Here is a 19,835-nt window from a genome sequence, read left to right as displayed (position 1 = left end):
GGACGGGATGCTCAGACGCGAGGCGCGCGTTTGACCGCGTCGTAGGCGCCGAGCGCCGCCGCACGCGTCGACTTCAGGTCGACGATCGGCTCCCGAGGCGCATCCGACGCCCACTGCGAGATGTACAGCCCGTGCGGATCGAACTTCTTCGCCTGCAACTCCGGGTTGAAGATGCGGAAATAGGGCGCTGCATCCGCCCCGGACCCCGCGACCCACTGCCAGTTGAACGGGTTGTTCGCGTCATCCGCGTCGACGAGCGTGTCCCAGAACCATTCCTCGCCCCGGCGCCAGTCGATGAGGAGGTTCTTGATGAGGAACGACGCGGTCACCATGCGCACACGGTTGTGCATGTAGCCCGTGTGCCACAGTTCGCGCATCCCCGCGTCGACCAGCGGGATGCCCGTCTCCCCGCGCTGCCAGGCGCGGAGGTGCGACGGCTGGAGACGCGGCCAGGGGAAGGCGTCGAACTCCGACCGGAGGTTCTTCGTCGCGAGGTAGGGAAAGTGGAACAGCGTGTGCCAGGCGAACTCCCGCCAGCCCAACTCCGAGAGGAAGCCCGACGAGCCCTCGGTTCCGGTCGCCTCGTGCCAGACCGTGAACGGGCTCAGCTCGCCCCACCGCAGGCGCGGCGAGAGCAGCGACGTCGCCCCGGCGGACGGCTCGTCCCTGGCGCGGTCGTAGGTCGGCACGTCGTCCGACAGGAAGGCGCGCAGGCGGCGACGCGCCGCGGGCTCACCCGGCTCCCACGCCTCGCGGAGTCCTCCCGCCCAGTCGGGCGCCGTGGGAAGAAGGTGCCAGTCATCGAGTCGATCCGAGGCCGGCCCGTTCCGGAGCCCGTCGAGTTCGCGAGGCTCCGGGAAGGGAGTGCGCGGAGCAGGGAGATGCAGGCACGCGCGCCAGAACGGGCTGAAGACCGAGAAGTGCGTGCCGGACCCCGTCTTCACGGTCCACGGCTCGTGTAGAAGCGACCCCGCGAAGGAGGCGACCTCGACGCCGTCCTCCCGGAGCGACGACTTGAGTGCGGCGTCGATCTCGCGTGCGGCTCCGGCGTAGCGGCGGTTCCAGAACACCGCGCCGGCCGAGGCATCCGTCACGGCGTCGCGCACCACCCGCCCGGCCGGACCCCGACGCAGCACGAGGTCGACGCCGCGCTCGGCGAGGCGCTCCCGGAGGGACGCGAGGGAGTGGTGCAGCCACCAGCGTGCGGCGCCCCCGTACGGGCGGAGCCCGGGGGATTCCTCGTCGAGTACGAAGAGCGCGACGATCGGCTCTCCCCGATCCATCGCGGCACGCAGGGCGGGGTTGTCCGCGAGGCGGAGGTCGTCGCGGAACCACACGATCGAGGGGGAGGCCATCGCCCCATTGTGGCCCCGGCGGCGGACCGCAGGAAATGTCAGCGGCGGCCTTGACTTCGCCCCGGCGCGGAGGTCGCCCACAGGGCCCACCCCACCAGCACGGGCTGCAGGAACAGTCGACCGAACCGCCGCGCGTCGGTGTCGAGCCCCGGCGCCGATCGGCGGGTGCGCCACTGGTGGATGTTCCCGGGGAACACCGCGACGAAGAAGGCGGCGGTCGCCCAGCCGATGCGTCGCTGCTCGCGCGGGAGAGCGATGAGGCCGGCCCCGAGCGCGATCTCGGCCGCGCCGGAGGCGATCACGATCGCGTCGCGATCGAGGCGGGTGAGGCCGGTCGCCCAGTCCGGAACGACCAGGCGGAAACCGCGCGTCTGCACGAAATGCAGCACGCCCATCGCGGCGAGGCCGAGCCCGAGCATCCACCTGGCCGCTGCTCTCATCATCCGCTCACGCTACCCGCCGCGTCGTCTGCTGACACACTGGCACGATGACCGTGTTCCGCATCGCCGTCCTCTTCGTCCTCGCCGCGATCGCGGAGATCGGCGGCGCCTGGCTCGTGTGGCAGGCGGTGAAGGAGAACCGGGGCTGGCTGTTCGCGGTGCTCGGAGTGATGGCGCTCGGCGCCTACGGGTTCATCGCGGCCCTGCAACCCGACGCGAACTTCGGCCGAGTGCTCGCCGCGTACGGCGGCATCTTCATCGCGGGATCGCTCGCATGGGGGATCATCGTCGACGGTTTCGCCCCCACGGTCTGGGATTGGATCGGTTCGGCGGTCGCGTTGGCCGGTGCCGCCATCATCATCCTCGCCCCGGCCCTGACGAGCGCCACCGCCGACGCGGGAGCCTGACGCGGTCGGCGGGCGGTCGGCGGCCCTCGGGCATGCGAGTAGCCTAGATCGAGACCCAGATGGAGTGATCAGTGCCTGAAAACGCCCAGCCGACAGACGGCTTCGCCCTGTTCTCTGACCGATCCGTCGTCGCCATGCGCGTCAACGGCATCCTCAAGGACCTCGCGACCCCCGTGACCGACGCCGACGAGGTCGAGCCGGTCACCATCGACAGCCCCGACGGCCTCGGCATCCTGCGCCACTCGACGGCGCACGTGCTCGCGCAGGCCGTTCAGCGGATCAACCCGCAGGCGAATCTCGGCATCGGCCCGCCCATCACCGACGGCTTCTACTACGACTTCGGCGTCGACGCGCCGTTCACGCCCGACGACCTCAAGGCCATCGCCAAGGAGATGCAGCGCATCGTCCGCGAGGGGCAGCGCTTCGTGCGCCGCGTGGTCACCGACGACGAGGCCAGGGCGGAGCTGGCGAACGAGCCCTTCAAGCTCGAGCTCATCGGCCTCAAGGGCGGCAAGGAGGCCGCCGAGGGCGCCTCGGTCGAGGTCGGCGAGGGCGAGCTCACCATCTACGACAACACCACGCGCGACGGCGAGGTCGTCTGGAAGGACCTCTGCCGCGGGCCGCACCTGCCGAACACCCGCATGATCGGGAACGGGTGGGATCTCACGCGCATCGCGGCGGCGTACTGGCGCGGCAGCGAGAAGAACCCGCAGCTGCAGCGCATCTACGGCACGGCCTGGCCGTCGAAGGACGAGCTGCGCGCCTACCAGCACCGTCTCGAGGAGGCCGCCAAGCGCGACCACCGCCGCCTCGGCAAGGAGCTCGACCTCTTCTCGTTCCCGGAGGAGATCGGCTCCGGCCTCTCGGTCTGGCATCCCCGCGGCGGCATGATCCGCGGCGAGATGGAGCAGCACGCCCGCAAGCGCCACATCGAGGGCGGCTACACCTACGTGTACACGCCGCACATCTCGAAGGAAGATCTCTTCCTCACCTCGAACCACCTCGTGACCTACAAAGAGGGCATGTTCCCTCCCATCGTCATGGACGAGGAGCGCGACGCCGACGGCAACGTCACCAAGCAGGGCCAGGACTACTACCTGAAGCCCATGAACTGCCCGATGCACATCCTCATCTACAAGGAGCGGGCGCGCAGCTACCGCGACCTGCCGCTGCGGTTCGCCGAGAACGGCACCGTCTACCGCAATGAGCTCTCCGGGGCCCTGCACGGCCTCACCCGGGTGCGCGGATTCACCCAGGACGACTCGCACCTCTTCGTCACCCCGGATCAGCTCGAGGGCGAGGTCGCGAAGGTGCTCGACTTCATCCTCTCGATGCTCCGCGACTTCGGACTCACCGACTTCGAGCTCGAACTGTCGATGAAGGACGACGAGAAGTCGAAGTGGATCGGTTCGGACGAGTTCTGGGAGACGTCGACCGACGCCCTCCGCCGGGTGGCGGTCGCCTCCGGTCTCAAGCTCACCGAGGTGCCGGGAGAGGCGGCGTTCTACGGTCCCAAGATCGACCTCAAGACGCGCGATGCGATCGGCCGCACCTGGCAGCTCTCGACCGTGCAGGTCGACCCGAACCTGCCGGAGCGCTTCGACCTCGAGTTCATGGACAAGGACGGCCAGAAGAAGCGTCCCATCATGATCCACCGTGCGCTCTTCGGCTCGATCGAACGCTTCTTCGCGATCCTGCTCGAGCACTACGCCGGTGACTTCCCGGTGTGGCTCTCGCCGCTCCAGGTCGCGGGCATCCCGGTCGCAGAGGACTACGCCGACTACCTGGGCGAGGTCATCCGCACCCTGCGCGACCAGGGCGTGCGCGCCGAACTCGACACGTCCGACGACCGCATGCAGAAGAAGATCCGCACGCACACCACCGGCAAGGTGCCGATCCTGCTCATCGCGGGCGAGCAGGATCGTAACGCCGGGACGGTCTCGTTCCGCTTCCGCGACGGATCCCAGGAGAACGGGATCCCGGTCGCGGACGCGGTCGAGCGCATCCGTCGTGCGATCGCCGAGCACACCCTCGTGCAGAAGGCCGGGGACCTGGCATGACCGAGCAGCCGCTGGAGCCCGCCGCCGACTTCGTCGGAGTGCCCGACGAGTTCCAGCGGCTGTGGACCCCGCACCGGATGGCGTACATCCAGGCGGGGCCGGAGCCGCTGCGGGAGGACTGCCCCTTCTGCGAGGCGCCGAAGCATCCGGACGCCGAGCGGCTGATCGTCGCACGGGGGAGGACGGCGTACGTCCTCCTCAACCTGTTCCCGTACAACTCCGGCCACCTGCTGGTGTGCCCGTACCGCCACATCGCGACCTACGATCAGGCATCCGCCGAGGAGGTCGCCGAGATCGGCGCCCTCACGCAGACCGCCATGCGGGTGCTCGCGGAGGTGTCGCGCTGCGACGGCTTCAACCTGGGCATGAATCAGGGCGCGGTCGCCGGCGCGGGCGTGGATGCGCACCTGCACCAGCACGTCGTGCCCCGGTGGCGATCCGACGCGAACTTCTTCCCCATCATCGCCAAGACCAAGGCGCTCCCGCAGTTGTTGGGCGAGGTGCGGGAGGCCGTGGCGAACGCCTGGCCGGCCCCCGCGGATCCCGCCTGATCGACGGGTCCGCGAGGACGGGGATCAGCGCACCTGGCGGGCGGTGAACTGCATACGCGGGTGCGCGTAGAACTCCTGCGCCTCGACGAGCTGCAGCTCGCGCTCACCCGAGTCGAGGGTGGCCTGCAGCAGGTCGTACACGCTCGAGGCCGTGCGCTCCAGTGCGGTCTGAGCGCTGCCGGTCTCGACGTAGTGCGCGGTGAAGAGGGCAGCGGTGACGTCACCGGAGCCGTTGGCCTTCATCGGCAGGTGGGGCGTCTGCACGATCCATGCGCCCGCGTCGTCGACGGCGAGCATCTCGATGGTGCCCTCCTCGCGGTCCGGACGCTCGACGCTCGTCACCAGCACCGTCTTCGGCCCCATGGCCCGGGCCAGGTCGACGGACGCGAGGGTCGACTCGAGCGTGTCGGGCTCGGTATCGGTGAGGAATCCGAGCTCGAACTGGTTGGGCGTGATGATGTCGGCGACCGGCACCACCTTCTCCCGCAGAAGCACCGGGATGGCCGGCGCCACGAAGCATCCCGACTTCGCGTTCCCCATCACGGGGTCGCAGGCGTACAGCGCGCGCGGGTTCGCGGCCTTGACACGGGCAACCGCATCGATGATCACGTCGCCGATGCCCTCGCCGCCCTGATATCCGCTCAGCACCGCGTCGATACCGCTGAAGACGCCGCGCTCCTCGATGCCGGTGATCACATCGCGCACATCGTCGGGCGAGATCAGCGGACCGCGCCACGACCCGTACCCGGTGTGGTTGGAGAAGTTCACCGTGTAGACGGGCAGAACCTCGACGCCGATGCGCTGCAGCGGGAAGACAGCGGCGGAGTTGCCGACGTGGCCGTACGCGACGGCGGACTGGACGGAGAGGATCTTCATCTCGGGATGCCTTCTTTCGGGAGGGTTCAGGGGTGCCTGCGGCGGTTCACCGCGCGCACGCGATGAGATCGTCGACGAGGAGGGAGGTGTCGTCGTCGGAGAGATCGTGGACGGTCAGGCGCAGGTGAGTGGACGGCGCGGCCTGCTCGTGGAGCGTGAACTCGTCGCCCGTTCGCGCGAGCCACCCGCGTCGCATGAGGCGCTCGGCGATGTCGCGCGCCGGTCGGGCGAAGCCCACCCACAGGCTCAGGCCGTCGGTGGAGCGCACCTCGAAGCCCACCTCGCGCAGCCGTGCGGCGACGGCGTCGTTGCGGGCCGCATAGTGCGCTGCTGTGTCCCGAATCCGGGCGACCACCGTCTCGTCGGTCAGCTGTGCGAGCGTGAGGCGCTGCAGCAGGTGGCTGACCCAGGTGGTGCCGGGGCTGAGTCGCATGGCGAGGCGCTCGGCCGTGGCGGGGTCGGTCGCCGTGACGGCGAGGCACATGTCGGGGCCGAGGAACTTCGAGACGGATCGCACGAGCGCGAACCGGTGGTGCCCGGCAGCGATGAGCGACTCGTACGGCTGCTGCGAGAGCATCGAGAAGTGGTCGTCTTCGATGACGAGGACGTACGGATGCTCCGCGAGCAGCGCCCGCAGCGCACGGGCGCGCTCGGGGGTGAGGCTCGCCCCGGTCGGATTCTGCGCGCGCGGGGTGCAGATCACGGCACGCACGCCTGCGTCGAGCGCGGCCCGCAGGCCGTCGACGGTCATGCCCTCCTCGTCGACCGGCACCGGCACCGGGCGGTACCCGCCGAGGCGGACGGTGTGGATGCTGGAGAGGAAGCAGGGGTCTTCCAGAGCGACCGCGTCGTCGCGGGTCAGGGCCTGGGCGAGGAGGCGTTCGACGGCGTCGACGGCGCCGCTGGTCACGGTGATGCGGAAGTCGGACGTCGCGAGGTCGGCGGACACCCATTCACGCGCCCGCCGCTCGAGGTCGCGATCGATGACGGGTTCGCCGTAGAGCACGGGGCGGGACGCGATGCGGGAGAGCGCGGCGGAGGGATCGGGGATGCGTGCGGGGTCGGGGTTCCCGGTGCCGAGGTCGCGCAGCACGGTGTCGGACGCGAAGCCCTCCTGGGCGACGGCGCCCGCTCCGGCCATCGTCGTGCCGGCGCGACCACGGGAGACGACTAAGCCGGCCTGTGCGAGCTGACGATAGGCGGCCACTGCCGTGTTGCGATTCACGCCCAGGGAGGAGGCCAGCTCTCGCACGGGTGGCAGGGGGTCGCCGGGGCGCAGCGCGCCGCGATCGCGGAGCGCGCGCACGCTGTCTGCGATGTCGGCCGCGGTGGTGCCCGTGATATCGATCGTCATCATTCCTCGACACGATTCTAGAACGTGCGGGACGATGGTACGGTTTGGCCTAGATCAAAACCGGCAACGATCCGGGACGAGAGGAACGACATGGACGACAAGGCACCCACCACCGGATCCGCACGCGTGAAGCGCGGCCTCGCCGAGATGCTCAAGGGCGGCGTGATCATGGACGTCGTCACCGCGGATCAGGCGCGCATCGCCGAAGACGCCGGCGCGGTCGCGGTGATGGCCCTCGAGCGGGTTCCGGCCGACATCCGCGCGCAGGGCGGGGTGTCGCGCATGAGCGACCCCGACATGATCGACAGCATCATCGACGCGGTCTCGATCCCCGTCATGGCGAAGGCGCGCATCGGCCACTTCGTCGAGGCGCAGGTGCTGCAGGAGCTCGGGGTGGACTACATCGACGAATCCGAGGTGCTCTCGCCCGCCGACTACGTGAACCACATCGACAAGTTCGGCTTCACCGTCCCGTTCGTCTGCGGCGCCACCAACCTGGGCGAGGCGCTGCGGCGCATCACCGAGGGTGCGGCGATGATCCGCTCGAAGGGCGAGGCGGGCACCGGCGATGTTTCGGAGGCCACCAAGCACATCCGCACCATCACCCGCGAGATCAACCGCCTTCGCTCGATGACCCGCGATGAGCTCTACGTCGCCGCGAAGGAGCTGCAGGCGCCGTACGAGCTCGTGGCCGAGGTGGCCGAGAGCGGCCAACTGCCTGTCGTGCTGTTCGTCGCCGGGGGAGTGGCGACGCCGGCCGATGCGGCGATGATGATGCAGCTGGGCGCCGACGGCGTCTTCGTGGGCTCGGGCATCTTCAAGTCGGGCGACCCGGCGCGTCGGGCGGCGGCCATCGTCAAGGCGACCACCTTCCACGACGACCCCGCGCTCGTCGCGGAGGTCTCGCGCGGGCTCGGCGAGGCGATGGTCGGCATCAACGTCAGCGACCTCCCGGCGCCGCACCGGCTCTCCGAACGTGGCTGGTAGCCCCCGCGTCGGCATCCTCGCCCTGCAGGGCGACGTGCGCGAGCACGCGCTCGTGCTGGAGGAGCTGGGTGCGCGGGTGTCGCGCGTGCGCCGCCCCACCGATCTTCGGGAGATCGACGGGCTGGTCCTCCCCGGCGGGGAGTCGAGCGTGATCGACAAGCTCTCCCGGGCCTTCGGCCTGCAGCAGCCCATCCGGGAGGCGATCGCGAACGGGCTGCCGGTGCTCGGGACGTGCGCGGGTCTCATCCTGCTCGCCGACCGCATCCGCGACGGCATCCGCGGTCAGGAGAGCTTCGGGGGTCTCGACGTGACCGTGCGCCGCAACGCCTTCGGTCGTCAGGCGGAGTCGTTCGAGGGGGAGCTCGACGTCGCGCCGCTGGGTGCGCCGGCCATCCGTGCAGCCTTCATCCGGGGGCCGATCGTCGACGAGGTCGGGCCAAGGGCCGAGGTTCTGGCCGCGCTTCCGGACGGTCGCGTCGTCGGGGTCGAACAGGGCGCTCTGATGGGGCTGAGCTTCCATCCGGAGATCACGGGGGAGACGCGATTCCACGAGCGCTTCCTCGCGCGCGCCTCCGCCGGAGCCGTCGCGTGAGCGGTCGCGACGTCGGGCCGAGGCGATGATTCGATAGGATGGACGACGCGCTGGGCGCGATCCGGCGCGAGACGACGAGCGGAGAGTTATGTCCGGGCATTCCAAATGGGCGACCACGAAGCACAAGAAGGCCGTCATCGACGCGCGCCGTGCGAAGTCGTGGGCGAAGCTCATCAAGAACATCGAGGTCGCGGCCAAGCTCGGCGGCGCCGATCTGTCCGGTAACCCGACGCTCTACGACGCCGTCCTCAAGGCGAAGAAGACCTCCGTTCCGAAGGACAACATCGACCGCGCGATCAAGCGCGGGGCCGGCATCGGCGGCGAGGCCGTCGAGTACACCTCGATCATGTACGAAGGCTACGGACCCAACGGGGTCGCCCTCATGATCGAGTGCCTCACCGACAACAAGAACCGCGCGGCGGCCGAGGTGCGGACCGCGCTCAGCCGTAACGGCGGCACCCTCGCCGACCCGGGGAGCGTGGCGTACAACTTCTCCCGCAAGGGCGTCATCGTCGTCGGCTCCGAGGGGACGACCGAAGACGACGTGATGATGGCAGCGCTCGAGGCGGGGGCCGAGGAGATCGAGCCGCACGCCGAGGGCTTCGAGGTCCTCACCGAGGCCTCCGACCTCGTCACCGTGCGATCGGCCCTGCAGGACGCGGGCATCGACTACGAGTCCGCCGACGTCGAGTTCGTTCCCAACCTCAAGGTCGAGATCGACGCCGACACCGCCCGGAAGGTGTTCCGCCTCATCGACGCGCTGGAAGACAGCGAGGACGTGCAGAACGTCTTCAGCAATTTCGACCTGACCCCCGAGGTTCAGGCCGAGCTCGAGAACGACGACGCCTAGGCGCGTCACCGCGTCGGGGCGGTCGCGGCCGCTTAGCCTGGTGACGTGACCTCCTCCTCGCTGCGTGTGCTGGGCATCGACCCCGGGCTCACGCGGTGCGGAGTCGGCATCGTCGATGTCGACCGCGCGCGGCGGGGGTCGCTGGTGCACGTAGACGTCATCCGTTCCTCACCGGATGCTCCCATCCACGAGCGACTGGCCATCGTCGCGGCCGGGATCCGTCGTGTAATCGCCGAGCACCGCCCCGAGGCGGTCGCGGTCGAGCGCGTGTTCGCCCAGCAGAACAGTCACACCGTGATGGGTACCGCGCAGGCCAGCGGCGTGGCGCTTCTGCTCGCGGCGGAGGCGGGGCTGCCCGCGGCCACGCACACTCCCAGCGAGGTGAAGGCGGCGGTCACGGGGTACGGGGCCGCGGACAAGCGCCAGGTGCAGACGATGATCGCGCGCATCCTGCGTCTCGACGCCCTGCCGCAGCCGCCCGACGCGGCGGATGCCCTCGCCATCGCCCTCTGCCATGCCTGGCGCCGCGGGGGCGCCGGCGGCGCCGCCGCGACGGCGCAGACGCCGGCGCAGAAGGCGTGGGCCGACGCCGAGCGTGTCGCTCGAACATACGTACGACGCGGGGCCTAGGCTGAGGGGATGATCTCCTCGTTGCACGGTGTCGTTCTGCATGCGACCGCGGACCAGGTCGTCCTGGAGGTGGGCGGCGTCGGTTTCTCGGTCGCCGTTCCGTCGGACGTCGCGCACACCGCGACGATCGGCTCGCAGCTGCGGTTGCACACGAACCTCGTGGTCCGGGAGGACGCCCTCTCGCTGTACGGGTTCGCCGAACGCGACGAGCTGGAGATCTTCGGTCTCCTCATCAGCGTCACCGGTGTCGGCCCCAAATCCGCCCTCGGCGTGCTCTCGCACCTGACCGTCGACCAGATCGCCGAGGCCGTCACCGCCGAGGACGACGCCCCGTTCCGTCGTGTGTCGGGCATCGGACCCAAGACGGCCAAGCTCATCGTCGTGCAGCTCGCCGGCAAGGTGCACGCCACCGCTCCCGCCGCGACGACGCCCACCGCGGCGGCGACGGTCGTCGATCAGGTCGCCGCGGCGCTCGTCGGGCTGGGGTGGTCCGAGAAGGTCGCCGCCGAGGCGGCCGCGCAGACCGCCGCCGACGCGACCGATGCCGAGCGCGCCGCCGTCGCCCCGCTGCTGCGTCGCACGCTCGCGCTGCTGGGACCGGCGCGTGTCTGACGCCCTCGACGCCCGGGAGCCCGTCGACGAGGCCGAGCTCGCGATCGAGGGGGCGCTCCGGCCGACCAGCCTCGACGAGTTCGTCGGTCAGCAGAAGGTGCGCGGACAGCTCCAACTGCTGCTCGAAGCCGCGCGCATCCAGGGCCGAACGGCCGACCACATCCTGCTCGCCGGCCCGCCGGGACTCGGCAAGACCACGCTCGCGATGATCGTCGCGCATGAGAGCGAGCGGCCGCTGCGGTTGTCGAGCGGACCGGCGATCCAGCACGCCGGCGACCTCGCAGCGCTGCTGTCGAGCCTCGTCCCCGGCGAGGTGCTCTTCATCGACGAGATCCACCGCATGGCCCGCTCCGCCGAGGAGATGCTCTACCTCGCCATGGAGGACTTCCGCATCGACATCATGGTCGGCAAAGGCGCGGGCGCCACGAGCATCCCGCTCGATCTCGCGCCGTTCACCCTCGTGGGCGCGACGACGCGCTCCGGGCTGCTGCCGAACCCGTTGCGCGACCGCTTCGGCTTCACGGGCCACCTCGAGTTCTACGAAGAGGCCGAACTCGAACGGGTCATCGCGCGATCCGCCTCGGTGCTCGGCGTCGATCTGCCCTCCGACTCGCTCGCCGAGATCGCTCGGCGGTCCCGCGGGACGCCGCGTATCGCGAACCGGCTGCTGCGCCGGGTCCGCGATTACGCGCTCGTGCACGGCGGGGGAGAGGCGTCGCTCGACGGGGTCCGCGCCGCACTCGATCTCTACGACGTCGACCCGATCGGGCTCGACCGTCTCGACCGCGCGGTCCTCGAGGCCCTGGTCCGCCGGTTCCGCGGCGGCCCCGTCGGACTCAGCACGCTCGCGGTCGCGGTCGGCGAGGAGGCCGAGACGGTCGAGAGCGTCGTCGAGCCCTACCTCGTGCGCATCGGGTTCCTCGGCCGCACGCCGCGCGGCAGGGTCGCGATGCCCGAAGCATACGAGCATCTCGGGGTGCCGCACCCCGACGGGGCGCTGCGTCTGCATGACCTATAATCGCTGAAGACTTCCCCGAACTTCTGTGCGCCCAACGAATGGTGCGTGCACCTGAGAAAGGCGCTCCGCCCCATGGAACTCATCCTCTTCGGTCTTCTGGCCGTCCTGCTCGTCTTCATGATCATCAACACGCGCAAGCGTCAGAAGCAGATGAAGGCCGAGCAGGAGGAGAAGGCGACGAAGACCGTTCCCGGTGTGCGCGTGCTCCTGCAGGGCGGCATCTACGGCACCATCGTGTCGTACGACCCCGAAGACCTCGACCACCCGGCGTCGATCGAGGTGGCTCCCGGTGTGGTGCTCGAGGTGCACAGCCAGGCGATCCTGCGCATCGTCGAGCCGAAGGACATCGTCGTCGCCGACGAGCAGATCATCGGTGAGGAGCGCGTCCTCGACGACAGCGCTCCGGTCGTCGACGACGCCCCGGCGTTCGAGACCCCGGAAGAGACCCGCGCGCGTCTCGACCGCGACGCAGACGACAAGTAAGACCCGGCGCGCGAGCGCTTCCGGACGTCCGGCCTCTCAGAAAGCGGAACACCCGTGGCAACATCCTCTCCGGTCCGTCACGCGTGGCGGGTCCTCCTCGGCCTGCTCCTCGTGACCGGCGTCCTCTTCGGAATCAACGCCCTCGGCGTGCACGTCTTCCAGAAGAGCTCCTGGGCGCCCGAGCTCGCCCTCGATCTCCAGGGCGGCACGCAGATCGTGCTCAGCGCCGAGACTGACGACGGCGCCGCGCCCTCGGCGGAGCAGCTCGACCAGGCCGCATCGATCATCCGTCAGCGGGTCGACGCATCCGGCGTGGCGGAGGCCGACATCACCACGGAGGGCGGACAGAACATCGTCGTCCAGATCCCCGGTGAGGCCGACGCCCAGACGCGCGAGCGCATCACGAGCAGCGCGCAGCTGCAGTTCCGTGCGGTGCTGGCGACCAATGCCGCGTCGAACACGTTCGTCGGAGACGACGGCAACCAGACGCCGTACCCGTCGCCCGACCCCTCGTTGGAGTCGACTCCCACGGTCGCGCCGACCGACGGCAGCGACCTCAACTGGCTGACTCCGAAGCTGCAGGCCGAGTTCCTCGCCTACGACTGCGCGAACCCGGAGAACAACGCGGCGAACGCCGACGAGACGCAGCCCGTGGTCGCCTGCGACGAGCAGGGTACGGCGAAGTACCTCCTCGGCCCGGTCGAGCTCGACGGCACGGCCATCGACGACGCCGTGAGCGGCCGCGACCCGCGCAGCGGCGCGTGGCTCGTGCAGCTGACGATGAACGGCGACGGCGCAGACGCGTTCGGCAAGGTCAGCCAGCGACTGAACCAGAACCGCATCGACGGTCTGTCGCCGCGCGACCAGTTCGCCTTCGTCCTCGACGGTGTCGTCATCTCGGCACCGACCATGAACGGCCTGATCCTCGACGGCCGCCCGAGCATCTCCGGCAGCTTCACCCAGGAATCGGCGACCACCCTCGCCGATCAGCTGAAGTACGGTGCGCTCCCGCTCAGCTTCACGGTGCAGAGCTCCGACACCATCTCGGCCACCCTCGGCACGCAGCAGCTGCAGATCGGCCTCATCGCCGGTCTCATCGGGCTCATTCTCGTGGCGATCTACTCCCTCATCTCGTACCGCGCGCTCGGCTGGGTGATCATCGCCTCGATCGGCGTGATGGCGGTGCTCACCTACATCGTCATCTGCATCCTCGCGTGGCGTCTCGGCTTCCGCCTGTCGCTCGCCGGCGTCGCAGGTCTGATCGTGTCGATCGGGTTCACGGCCGACTCGTTCATCGTCTACTTCGAACGCATCCGCGACGAGCTGCGCGACGGCAAGTCGATCACCTCGGCCGTCGAGGACGGATGGGGTCGAGCCAAGCGCACGATCTACATCTCGAAGTCGATCAACATCCTCGCGGCGGTGGTGCTGTACATCCTCGCCGATGCGACCGTGAAGGGCTTCGCCTTCACCCTCGGCCTCACGACGATCATCGACGTTCTGATCTTCGTGATCTTCACGCACCCGGTGATGCAGCTGCTCGCTCGCACGAAGTTCTTCGGCGGGGGTCACAAGCTCTCCGGCCTCGACCCGGAGTCGCTCGGCGCGGTCTACCGCAGCCGGTCGCAGTTCCGCGAGGTCGCCAGCACCTCGACCGGACGCGGCGCGCGCAACGCCCGCGCCCGAGGAGAGGCCGAGCGCCGCCAGACCATCGCGGAGCGCAAGCGTGCGGAGGCGCTCGCAACCGACAGATCCCGCAGCACCGGAAGCGAGGGGGACGCCTGATGGCCTCCATGAACGAGTTCGGCAACAACCTCTACACCGGCAAGACGTCCTTCCCGTTCGTCGGGAAGCGCCGCCTGTGGTTCATCATCGCGATCGCGCTCGTGGTCGCCTCGGCGCTCGTCCCGCTGATCCGTCCCATCCAGTTCTCGATCGAGTTCACCGGCGGGTCGCAGTTCACGGTGCAGGCGCCGGACAGCCGTGACCAGGCGAAGGCCACCGACGCCGTGCGCACGGTCGTCCCCGAGGCCGCCGCCAAGGTGGTCATCGTGAACAACCAGGACGTGCGCGTCCAGACCGACCAGATGAGCGCCGACGAGACGCAGCAGGTCGCGAACGCCCTGGCCGAGGCCTACGACGTGGAGCCCGCCGAGGTGACCTCGTCGTTCATCGGCCCGGCCTGGGGCGAGAACGTCACACGGCAGTCCCTGTGGGGACTCGCGATATTCCTCGCGCTGACCTTCCTCATCCTCGCGATCTACTTCCGCACCTGGAAGATGTCGGCCGCGGCCATCATCGGACTCCTCGACGTGCTCGTCATCACAGTCGGTGTGTACGGCTTGGCCGGCTTCGAGATCTCCCCGGCGGCCGTCATCGGCTTCCTCACGATCCTCGCCTACTCGCTGTACGACACCACCGTCGTCTTCGACAAGATCCGCGAGAACACGACGGAAGACGGCGAGCAATCGGCCCGCACGTTCGGCGGGTCGGTCAACCTCGCCGTCAACCAGACGCTGGTGCGATCGATCAACACGTCGGTCGTCGCGGCGCTGCCCGTCGGCGCGATCCTCTTCATCGGCGCCTTCTGGCTCGGTGCGGAGACGCTGACCGACATCTCACTGTCGATCTTCGTCGGCATCCTCGTGGCGACGTACTCGACGCTGTTCGTCGCTGCGCCGCTCTACTCGCTGTTCCGCGAGAACGAGCCGAAGATCCGCGAGCGCGACGCCCGCATCCGCGAGGCGCGGGAGCGCGCGGCCGTCCAGGCCTGACACCCCGCCCGGTGGGCCCCGCCCCCCGGGCGACGCGTAGAATGTATTGATTCAGGAGGTCATGGATGGCGGAGGCGCAGTCGCAAACGCAGGGATCGAGCCTGCGGCGTCTGGTTCCCCGCATCTTCTCGCGCGCCTCCAGGGTCAACGACCTCGACAGTCTCATCCGCACGGTCCGCGCCAATCACCCGCGCGGTGACATCTCCGTCATCGAACGCGCGTACGCGGTCGCCAAGGAGAAGCACACCGGGCAACTGCGACAGAGCGGCGAGCCGTACATCACGCACCCGTTGGCCGTCGCTCAGATCCTCGCGGAGCTCGGGCTGGGTCCGCGCGCCATCGCCGCCGCTCTTCTCCACGACACCGTCGAAGACACCGGCTATGCGCTGACCGACCTCACCGCCGAGTTCGGCGACGAGGTGGCGATGCTCGTCGACGGCGTCACCAAGCTCGACAAGGTCAAGTACGGCGAGAGCGCCCAGGCCGAGACGGTGCGCAAGATGATCGTCGCGATGTCGAAGGACATCCGCGTCCTGCTCATCAAGCTCGCCGACCGTCTGCACAACGCCCGCACGTGGGGATTCGTCCCGCCGGAGAAGGCGTCGAAGAAGGCCAAGGAGACGCTCGAGATCTACGCGCCCCTGGCGAACCGACTCGGTATCCAGGCGATCAAGTCGGAACTCGAGGACCTCTCCTTCGCCGTTCTGCACCCCAAGATCTACAACGAGATCCACAGCCTCATCGCGCAGCGCACTCCGCAGCGCGAGAAGTACCTGGGCCAGGTGGTGCGCGAGATCGACGAGGACCTGCGCGATCTCCGCATCCGCGGCAAGGTGGTCGGGCGCCCGAAGCAGCTGTACTCCGTGTACCAGAAGATGGTTGTCCGCGGACGCGAGTTCGACGACATCTACGACCTCATCGGCATCCGCGTGCTCGTCTCCTCCGTGCGCGACTGCTACGCCGTGCTCGGCGCGATCCACGCACGATGGACGCCGCTTCCCGGTCGTTTCAAGGACTACATCGCCACCCCGAAGTTCAACCTGTACCAGTCGCTGCACACGACGGTCATCGGCCCGGCGGGCCGCACGGTCGAGATCCAGATCCGCACGCACGAGATGCACCAGCAGGCCGAGTACGGCGTGGCGGCGCACTGGATGTACAAGGAGCGGATGAACGGCGGCAAGGTCGAGGTCCGGGCATCCGACACCGACATGGCGTGGCTCGCGCACATCTCGGATTGGCAGGCCGAGACCGCCGACCCCGGCGAGTTCCTCGACTCGCTGCGGTTCGAGATCGGCGCCAAGGAGGTCTACGTCTTCACGCCCAAGGGGCGCGTCATCGGCCTCCCGTCGGGTGCGACGCCCGTCGACTTCGCCTACGCCGTGCACACCGAGATCGGGCACCGCACGATGGGAGCGAAGGTCAACGGCCGACTCGTCCCCCTCGAGTCCGAGCTGAAGAGCGGCGACGTCGTCGAGGTGTTCACGTCGAAGAACCCGGACGCGGGACCGAGCCAGGACTGGCTGGGCTTCGTCAAGAGCACCCGCGCGCGGAACAAGATCCGTGGCTGGTTCACGAAGGAGCGCCGCGAAGAGGCGATCGAACAGGGCAAGGAGGCGATCGCCCGCGCGATGCGCCGGCAGAACCTGCCGCTGCAGCGTCTGATGAGTCAGGACTCGTTCGCCGAGGTCGCGCAGCAGCTCCGCTACGAAGACGTCTCCGCCCTGTACGCCGCCGTCGGCGAGGGGCACGTCTCGACCCAGTCGGTGCTCGAGAAGGTGACGGCGCTCGTCGCGGCCAACGACACGACGACCGGGCCCATCGATCTCGCGGGCACCGTGCAGACTCGTGAGCCGCGTGGCGGCGACTCCGGCGTGCTCGTGCGCGGCGCGGCCGACATCCTCGTGAAGCTCGCCAAGTGCTGCACTCCGGTGCCGGGGGACCCGATCGTCGGTTTCGTGACGCGGGGGAGCGGCGTGTCCGTGCACCGCACCGACTGCGTCAACGTCAAGGCGCTGAGCGGCGAACAGGACCGGTTCGTCGAGGTGTCGTGGGCGCCCACGACGAAGAGTGTCTTCCGCGTGCAGATCCAGGTCGAGGCGCTGGATCGCGCCGGCCTGCTCTCGGACGTGACGCGCGTGCTGAGCGAGCATCACGTCAACATCCTCTCCGCCACCGTGTCGACCACCGACGAGCGTCTCGCGCTGAGCAGGTTCGTGTTCGAGATGGGCGACGCGGTGCACCTGGACCGGGTGCTCAACGCGGTGCGTCGCATCGAGGCCGTCTACGACGTCTACCGCGTCACGTCGTCCTGAGGTCGCGCCGCGCGTCGCGCGCCGCCGCCGCGCTGCGCGAGCCCGGAAGCCGGTTGCGTGATGCGATGTACGCGGATGCGCGACCGATGCCGTCGGGAACGAGGTGCGCGAGTGCCTCGAGCCAGCGCGCGAGGAGCGGATCGCGCTGCAATCCGAGCGCGAGGTCGATGAGCGTGCGTTCGACGGTCGTGACCTCGATCGTGTCGATCGGCTGCACGTCGGTGCGGGCCACGGGGGAGTCGTGGAACACGACGCGCGGATGCTGGACGGGACGGATGCGCCGGGCCACTGCTCGGCTGACGTGATGACGGGTCGGCGGCACGTCGCCCGCCCCGTGGATCCATGCGGCGCTCGGACCGGACGCTGCGGCGCCGGGCTGCACGAGGTGCGCGATGCTCGCGGCACGAGTGTGCGCGCCCTCCACCAGGTCGGCGGGGATGTACGCGTCACCCAACTCGACCAGATGCCCGTCGATGCGTGCCGCCGCGAGTTCGGCGATGCTCAGGCGGGTGCCGGGGAGGTACAGGAACGCGGGATGCACCCCGCCAGTGTGGCGCAGTGCATCCCGCGTTCGTTACCGATGAGCGGATGCTGTGGAGAAGCCGTCAGCCGCCGAGGGCGTTGAGCCAGGCGCGACGGGCCTCGAGGGCCTCCGCCGCCTCCTTCGCCGCCTTCGCGTTCCCGGCCCTCTCGGCCGCGGCGAGTTCGGCTTCGAGCTTCTCGATCGCCTCGAGCAGCTGCGAGCTCATGTCGTTCGCGCGCGCCTTGGTCTCGGGGTTGTTGCGCTTCCAGTCGACCTCTTCGCGGGCCTTGAGGGCCTGCTCGATGGTGCGCAGCTTGTCGTCGAGCGCGCGCTCCTTCTCGCGGGGGAAGATGCGGCCGATCTCGTCCCACTGACGCTGGATCCGCGTGAGGAGCGCGCGAGCCTGCTTGATGTCGGACTCGTCGGCGACGGCCTTCGCCTCTTCGAGGAGCGCCTGGCGGGCCTCGATCTTCGGGGCGGAGTCGGCCTCCTCGGCGGCGGACTGCTCGGCGCGGGCGGAGTACAGCGTGTCGCCGGCGGCCTTGAACCGCGCCCAGAGCGCATCGTCGGCCTTGCGGCCCGCGCGGCCTGCGGCCTTCCACTCGTCGAGCAGGGCACGGTAGGCGGGAATGCCGTCGGTACCCCGCGATGCGAGCGCCTCGGCCCGTTCGATCAGTCGCTGCTTCGCGTCGCGCGCCGACTTGTGGGCGTCATCGAGCTCGGAGTAGAAGGCGCGGCGCTGCTTGTCGACGGTCGATCGCGCGTCGCGGAATCGCTTCCACAGCTGCTGCGACACGCCCTTCGACAAGCGGGGGCCGTTCTGCTGCTGCGCCTGCCAGGCGTCGAACAGCTCGCCGAGCTCGGCGGTGACCTGCTTCCACTGCACGTTCGAGAGGTCGCGCGCGGCGATCGCCTCGGCGCGCTCGACGAGCGCCGTGCGGTCGGCGATGGCCTGGTCGAGCTGCTCCTTGGCCTTCTTCGCCTCTTCGGCGGTGGCGGCGGACAGCTCGGTGGTGAGCACCGTCAGACGCTCCTGCAGTCCCACGAGGTCGCCGACCGCGGCCGCATCCGTGGCCTCGTCGACCAGGTGCGCGGCCTGCTTGGCGAGGTCGCTCGCCGACGCTCCACCGGCCTGGTGGCGCTGCTCGAGCGTCTGCACCTTGAACGCCAGGTCTTCGTACTTGCGCACGAAATAGGCCAGCGCCTCGTCCGGGGTGCCGTCGGGGTACTGCCCGACGACGCGCCACGTCTCGCCCTCGCGCACCTCGACGGTGCCGTCGTCGGCGACGCGGCCGAAGTCGGCGGCGCCCTCGATGGTCGGTGCCGCCGACACCGGCGCGCTGGGGGCGCTCGGCGCAGCGGAGCGCGGCGGGGTGGGCACCCGAGGCGGCGTCGGAACGCGCGGGGGAGCGGGGACGGGGGGAGTCGGCTTCGAGGGCTCGGTGGCAGACACGGTGTTCTCCTTGCGCGGTCGACCGCGGGAGGCGGAAAGGACGGGTCTCAGCCTAGTACGAGGTGGCGCTCGGCTGCGGGGCCGTCGTCGCCGACCACGGCGTCATACGGAAGGGTGCGTCCGTCGAGAGTGGGGTCACTCCGACGGCGCGGGGCTCTGTTCGAGCTCCGACCCGTCGTCGGTGACGGTGCCGCGGTCGGGCGAGGTGCCGTCGTCGGGGGTCGGGGTCTCGTCGGGCAGGAGGCCATCGGCCGGAGTCTCGAGGGGCGCGGGTTCGACGGTCGGGGTGGGCGTCGGCTCGGGAGCGGTGACCTGGGCATGGGCCACCTGGCTCGCGATGGCAGCAGCGACCACGACGATCCCGCCCAGGGTGGCGATCACGTTGTCGCGTCGCCGGCGGCGGATCTTCGTCGCGTGCCATTCGCTGCGTGCCGCGTGCACCCGCGCGCGTTCCGCCTCGGTGCGCGCCTGCGCGTTCTTCGAACCGCGTACCGCCATGCCGACCCCTCCGTCTCCGACGCCTGCGCGACGTCGCCAGAGAGCCTACCGGCGCGG

20 protein-coding genes are annotated in these 19,835 nt (G+C 69.7%); 13 read left to right on the top strand and 7 right to left on the bottom strand.

Annotated elements, in window-relative coordinates:
* Positions 1–11: 11 nt before the first annotated feature.
* A complete protein-coding gene (locus tag RWS82_RS05110; RefSeq protein ID WP_314647547.1) occupies positions 12–1,355 on the bottom strand; it encodes a deoxyribodipyrimidine photo-lyase in 1,344 nt (447 codons plus the stop codon).
* 38 nt (positions 1,356–1,393) lie between these two features.
* Complete coding sequence (locus RWS82_RS05105; protein ID WP_314647544.1) at positions 1,394–1,798, bottom strand: hypothetical protein; 405 nt, start codon at positions 1,796–1,798, stop codon at positions 1,394–1,396.
* Positions 1,799–1,842: 44 nt separating this feature from the next.
* Between RWS82_RS05105 and RWS82_RS05100 the strand changes: the two genes are divergently transcribed.
* The 3 genes from RWS82_RS05100 to RWS82_RS05090 all read left to right on the top strand — a co-directional run bounded on the left by RWS82_RS05100 (position 1,843) and on the right by RWS82_RS05090 (position 4,813).
* Complete coding sequence (locus tag RWS82_RS05100; RefSeq protein ID WP_314647542.1) at positions 1,843–2,202, top strand: YnfA family protein; 360 nt, start codon at positions 1,843–1,845, stop codon at positions 2,200–2,202.
* Between the two features lie 134 nt (positions 2,203–2,336).
* Positions 2,337–4,262 (top strand): threonine--tRNA ligase, encoded by a 1,926-nt coding sequence (gene thrS / locus RWS82_RS05095; protein ID WP_314648199.1) that lies wholly within the window; start codon positions 2,337–2,339, stop codon positions 4,260–4,262.
* A complete protein-coding gene (locus RWS82_RS05090) occupies positions 4,259–4,813 on the top strand; it encodes an HIT domain-containing protein (protein ID WP_314647539.1) in 555 nt (184 codons plus the stop codon). The genes thrS and RWS82_RS05090 overlap by 4 nt, the downstream gene beginning before the upstream one ends.
* Before the next feature lie 24 nt (positions 4,814–4,837).
* Here RWS82_RS05090 and pdxY read toward each other — a convergent pair whose 3' ends face one another.
* A complete protein-coding gene (gene pdxY / locus RWS82_RS05085) occupies positions 4,838–5,689 on the bottom strand; it encodes a pyridoxal kinase PdxY (RefSeq protein ID WP_314647538.1) in 852 nt (283 codons plus the stop codon).
* Between the two features lie 46 nt (positions 5,690–5,735).
* Positions 5,736–7,043, bottom strand: a complete 1,308-nt coding sequence (locus RWS82_RS05080; protein ID WP_314648197.1) for an aminotransferase class I/II-fold pyridoxal phosphate-dependent enzyme — start codon at positions 7,041–7,043, stop codon at positions 5,736–5,738.
* A 90-nt stretch (positions 7,044–7,133) separates the two neighbouring features.
* Here RWS82_RS05080 and pdxS point away from each other — a divergent pair, with 90 nt between their 5' ends.
* From pdxS to RWS82_RS05030, 10 genes are all read left to right on the top strand, one after another.
* Positions 7,134–8,030 (top strand): pyridoxal 5'-phosphate synthase lyase subunit PdxS, encoded by an 897-nt coding sequence (pdxS, locus tag RWS82_RS05075; RefSeq protein ID WP_314647536.1) that lies wholly within the window; start codon positions 7,134–7,136, stop codon positions 8,028–8,030.
* On the top strand, positions 8,020–8,622 hold the full coding sequence (gene pdxT / locus RWS82_RS05070) for a pyridoxal 5'-phosphate synthase glutaminase subunit PdxT (protein ID WP_314647534.1): 603 nt from the start codon (positions 8,020–8,022) through the stop codon (positions 8,620–8,622). Before pdxS ends, pdxT begins: the two co-directional genes overlap by 11 nt.
* 88 nt (positions 8,623–8,710) lie before the next feature.
* Complete coding sequence (locus RWS82_RS05065) at positions 8,711–9,472, top strand: YebC/PmpR family DNA-binding transcriptional regulator (RefSeq protein ID WP_314647533.1); 762 nt, start codon at positions 8,711–8,713, stop codon at positions 9,470–9,472.
* A 45-nt stretch (positions 9,473–9,517) separates the two neighbouring features.
* On the top strand, positions 9,518–10,102 hold the full coding sequence (gene ruvC, locus RWS82_RS05060) for a crossover junction endodeoxyribonuclease RuvC (protein WP_314647531.1): 585 nt from the start codon (positions 9,518–9,520) through the stop codon (positions 10,100–10,102).
* 9 nt (positions 10,103–10,111) lie between these two features.
* Positions 10,112–10,714, top strand: coding sequence for a Holliday junction branch migration protein RuvA (gene ruvA / locus RWS82_RS05055; protein ID WP_314647530.1), 603 nt, complete (start codon positions 10,112–10,114; stop codon positions 10,712–10,714).
* Complete coding sequence (ruvB, locus tag RWS82_RS05050; RefSeq protein ID WP_314647529.1) at positions 10,707–11,732, top strand: Holliday junction branch migration DNA helicase RuvB; 1,026 nt, start codon at positions 10,707–10,709, stop codon at positions 11,730–11,732. The genes ruvA and ruvB overlap by 8 nt, the downstream gene beginning before the upstream one ends.
* Before the next feature lie 72 nt (positions 11,733–11,804).
* Positions 11,805–12,215 (top strand): preprotein translocase subunit YajC, encoded by a 411-nt coding sequence (yajC, locus tag RWS82_RS05045; protein WP_314647528.1) that lies wholly within the window; start codon positions 11,805–11,807, stop codon positions 12,213–12,215.
* A 54-nt stretch (positions 12,216–12,269) separates the two neighbouring features.
* Positions 12,270–14,000 carry a protein translocase subunit SecD gene (secD, locus tag RWS82_RS05040; protein ID WP_314647527.1) on the top strand — a complete coding sequence of 577 codons (1,731 nt, stop codon included), beginning with the start codon at positions 12,270–12,272 and terminating at the stop codon, positions 13,998–14,000.
* Complete coding sequence (gene secF / locus RWS82_RS05035; RefSeq protein WP_314647526.1) at positions 14,000–14,989, top strand: protein translocase subunit SecF; 990 nt, start codon at positions 14,000–14,002, stop codon at positions 14,987–14,989. Before secD ends, secF begins: the two co-directional genes overlap by 1 nt.
* A gap of 65 nt (positions 14,990–15,054) precedes the next feature.
* Positions 15,055–17,304 carry a bifunctional (p)ppGpp synthetase/guanosine-3',5'-bis(diphosphate) 3'-pyrophosphohydrolase gene (locus RWS82_RS05030; RefSeq protein ID WP_314647525.1) on the top strand — a complete coding sequence of 750 codons (2,250 nt, stop codon included), beginning with the start codon at positions 15,055–15,057 and terminating at the stop codon, positions 17,302–17,304.
* Here the strand turns inward: RWS82_RS05030 and RWS82_RS05025 are convergent.
* The 3 genes from RWS82_RS05025 to RWS82_RS05015 all read right to left on the bottom strand — a co-directional run bounded on the left by RWS82_RS05025 (position 17,291) and on the right by RWS82_RS05015 (position 19,778).
* Entirely contained in the window at positions 17,291–17,845 is a 555-nt protein-coding gene (locus RWS82_RS05025; protein WP_314647523.1) for a type IV toxin-antitoxin system AbiEi family antitoxin, read from the bottom strand. The genes RWS82_RS05030 and RWS82_RS05025 overlap by 14 nt on opposite strands.
* A gap of 64 nt (positions 17,846–17,909) precedes the next feature.
* Positions 17,910–19,280: a DUF349 domain-containing protein gene (locus tag RWS82_RS05020; RefSeq protein ID WP_314647521.1), complete on the bottom strand. Its 1,371-nt coding sequence runs from the start codon at positions 19,278–19,280 to the stop codon at positions 17,910–17,912.
* A 135-nt stretch (positions 19,281–19,415) separates the two neighbouring features.
* Positions 19,416–19,778, bottom strand: a complete 363-nt coding sequence (locus tag RWS82_RS05015) for a hypothetical protein (protein WP_314647520.1) — start codon at positions 19,776–19,778, stop codon at positions 19,416–19,418.
* Positions 19,779–19,835 lie beyond the last annotated feature (57 nt).

It is taken from the genome of uncultured Microbacterium sp. (assembly GCF_963528945.1).
In the GTDB taxonomy this organism is placed as follows: domain Bacteria; phylum Actinomycetota; class Actinomycetes; order Actinomycetales; family Microbacteriaceae; genus Microbacterium.
This window is presented reverse-complemented; position numbering and strand designations above follow the sequence as displayed.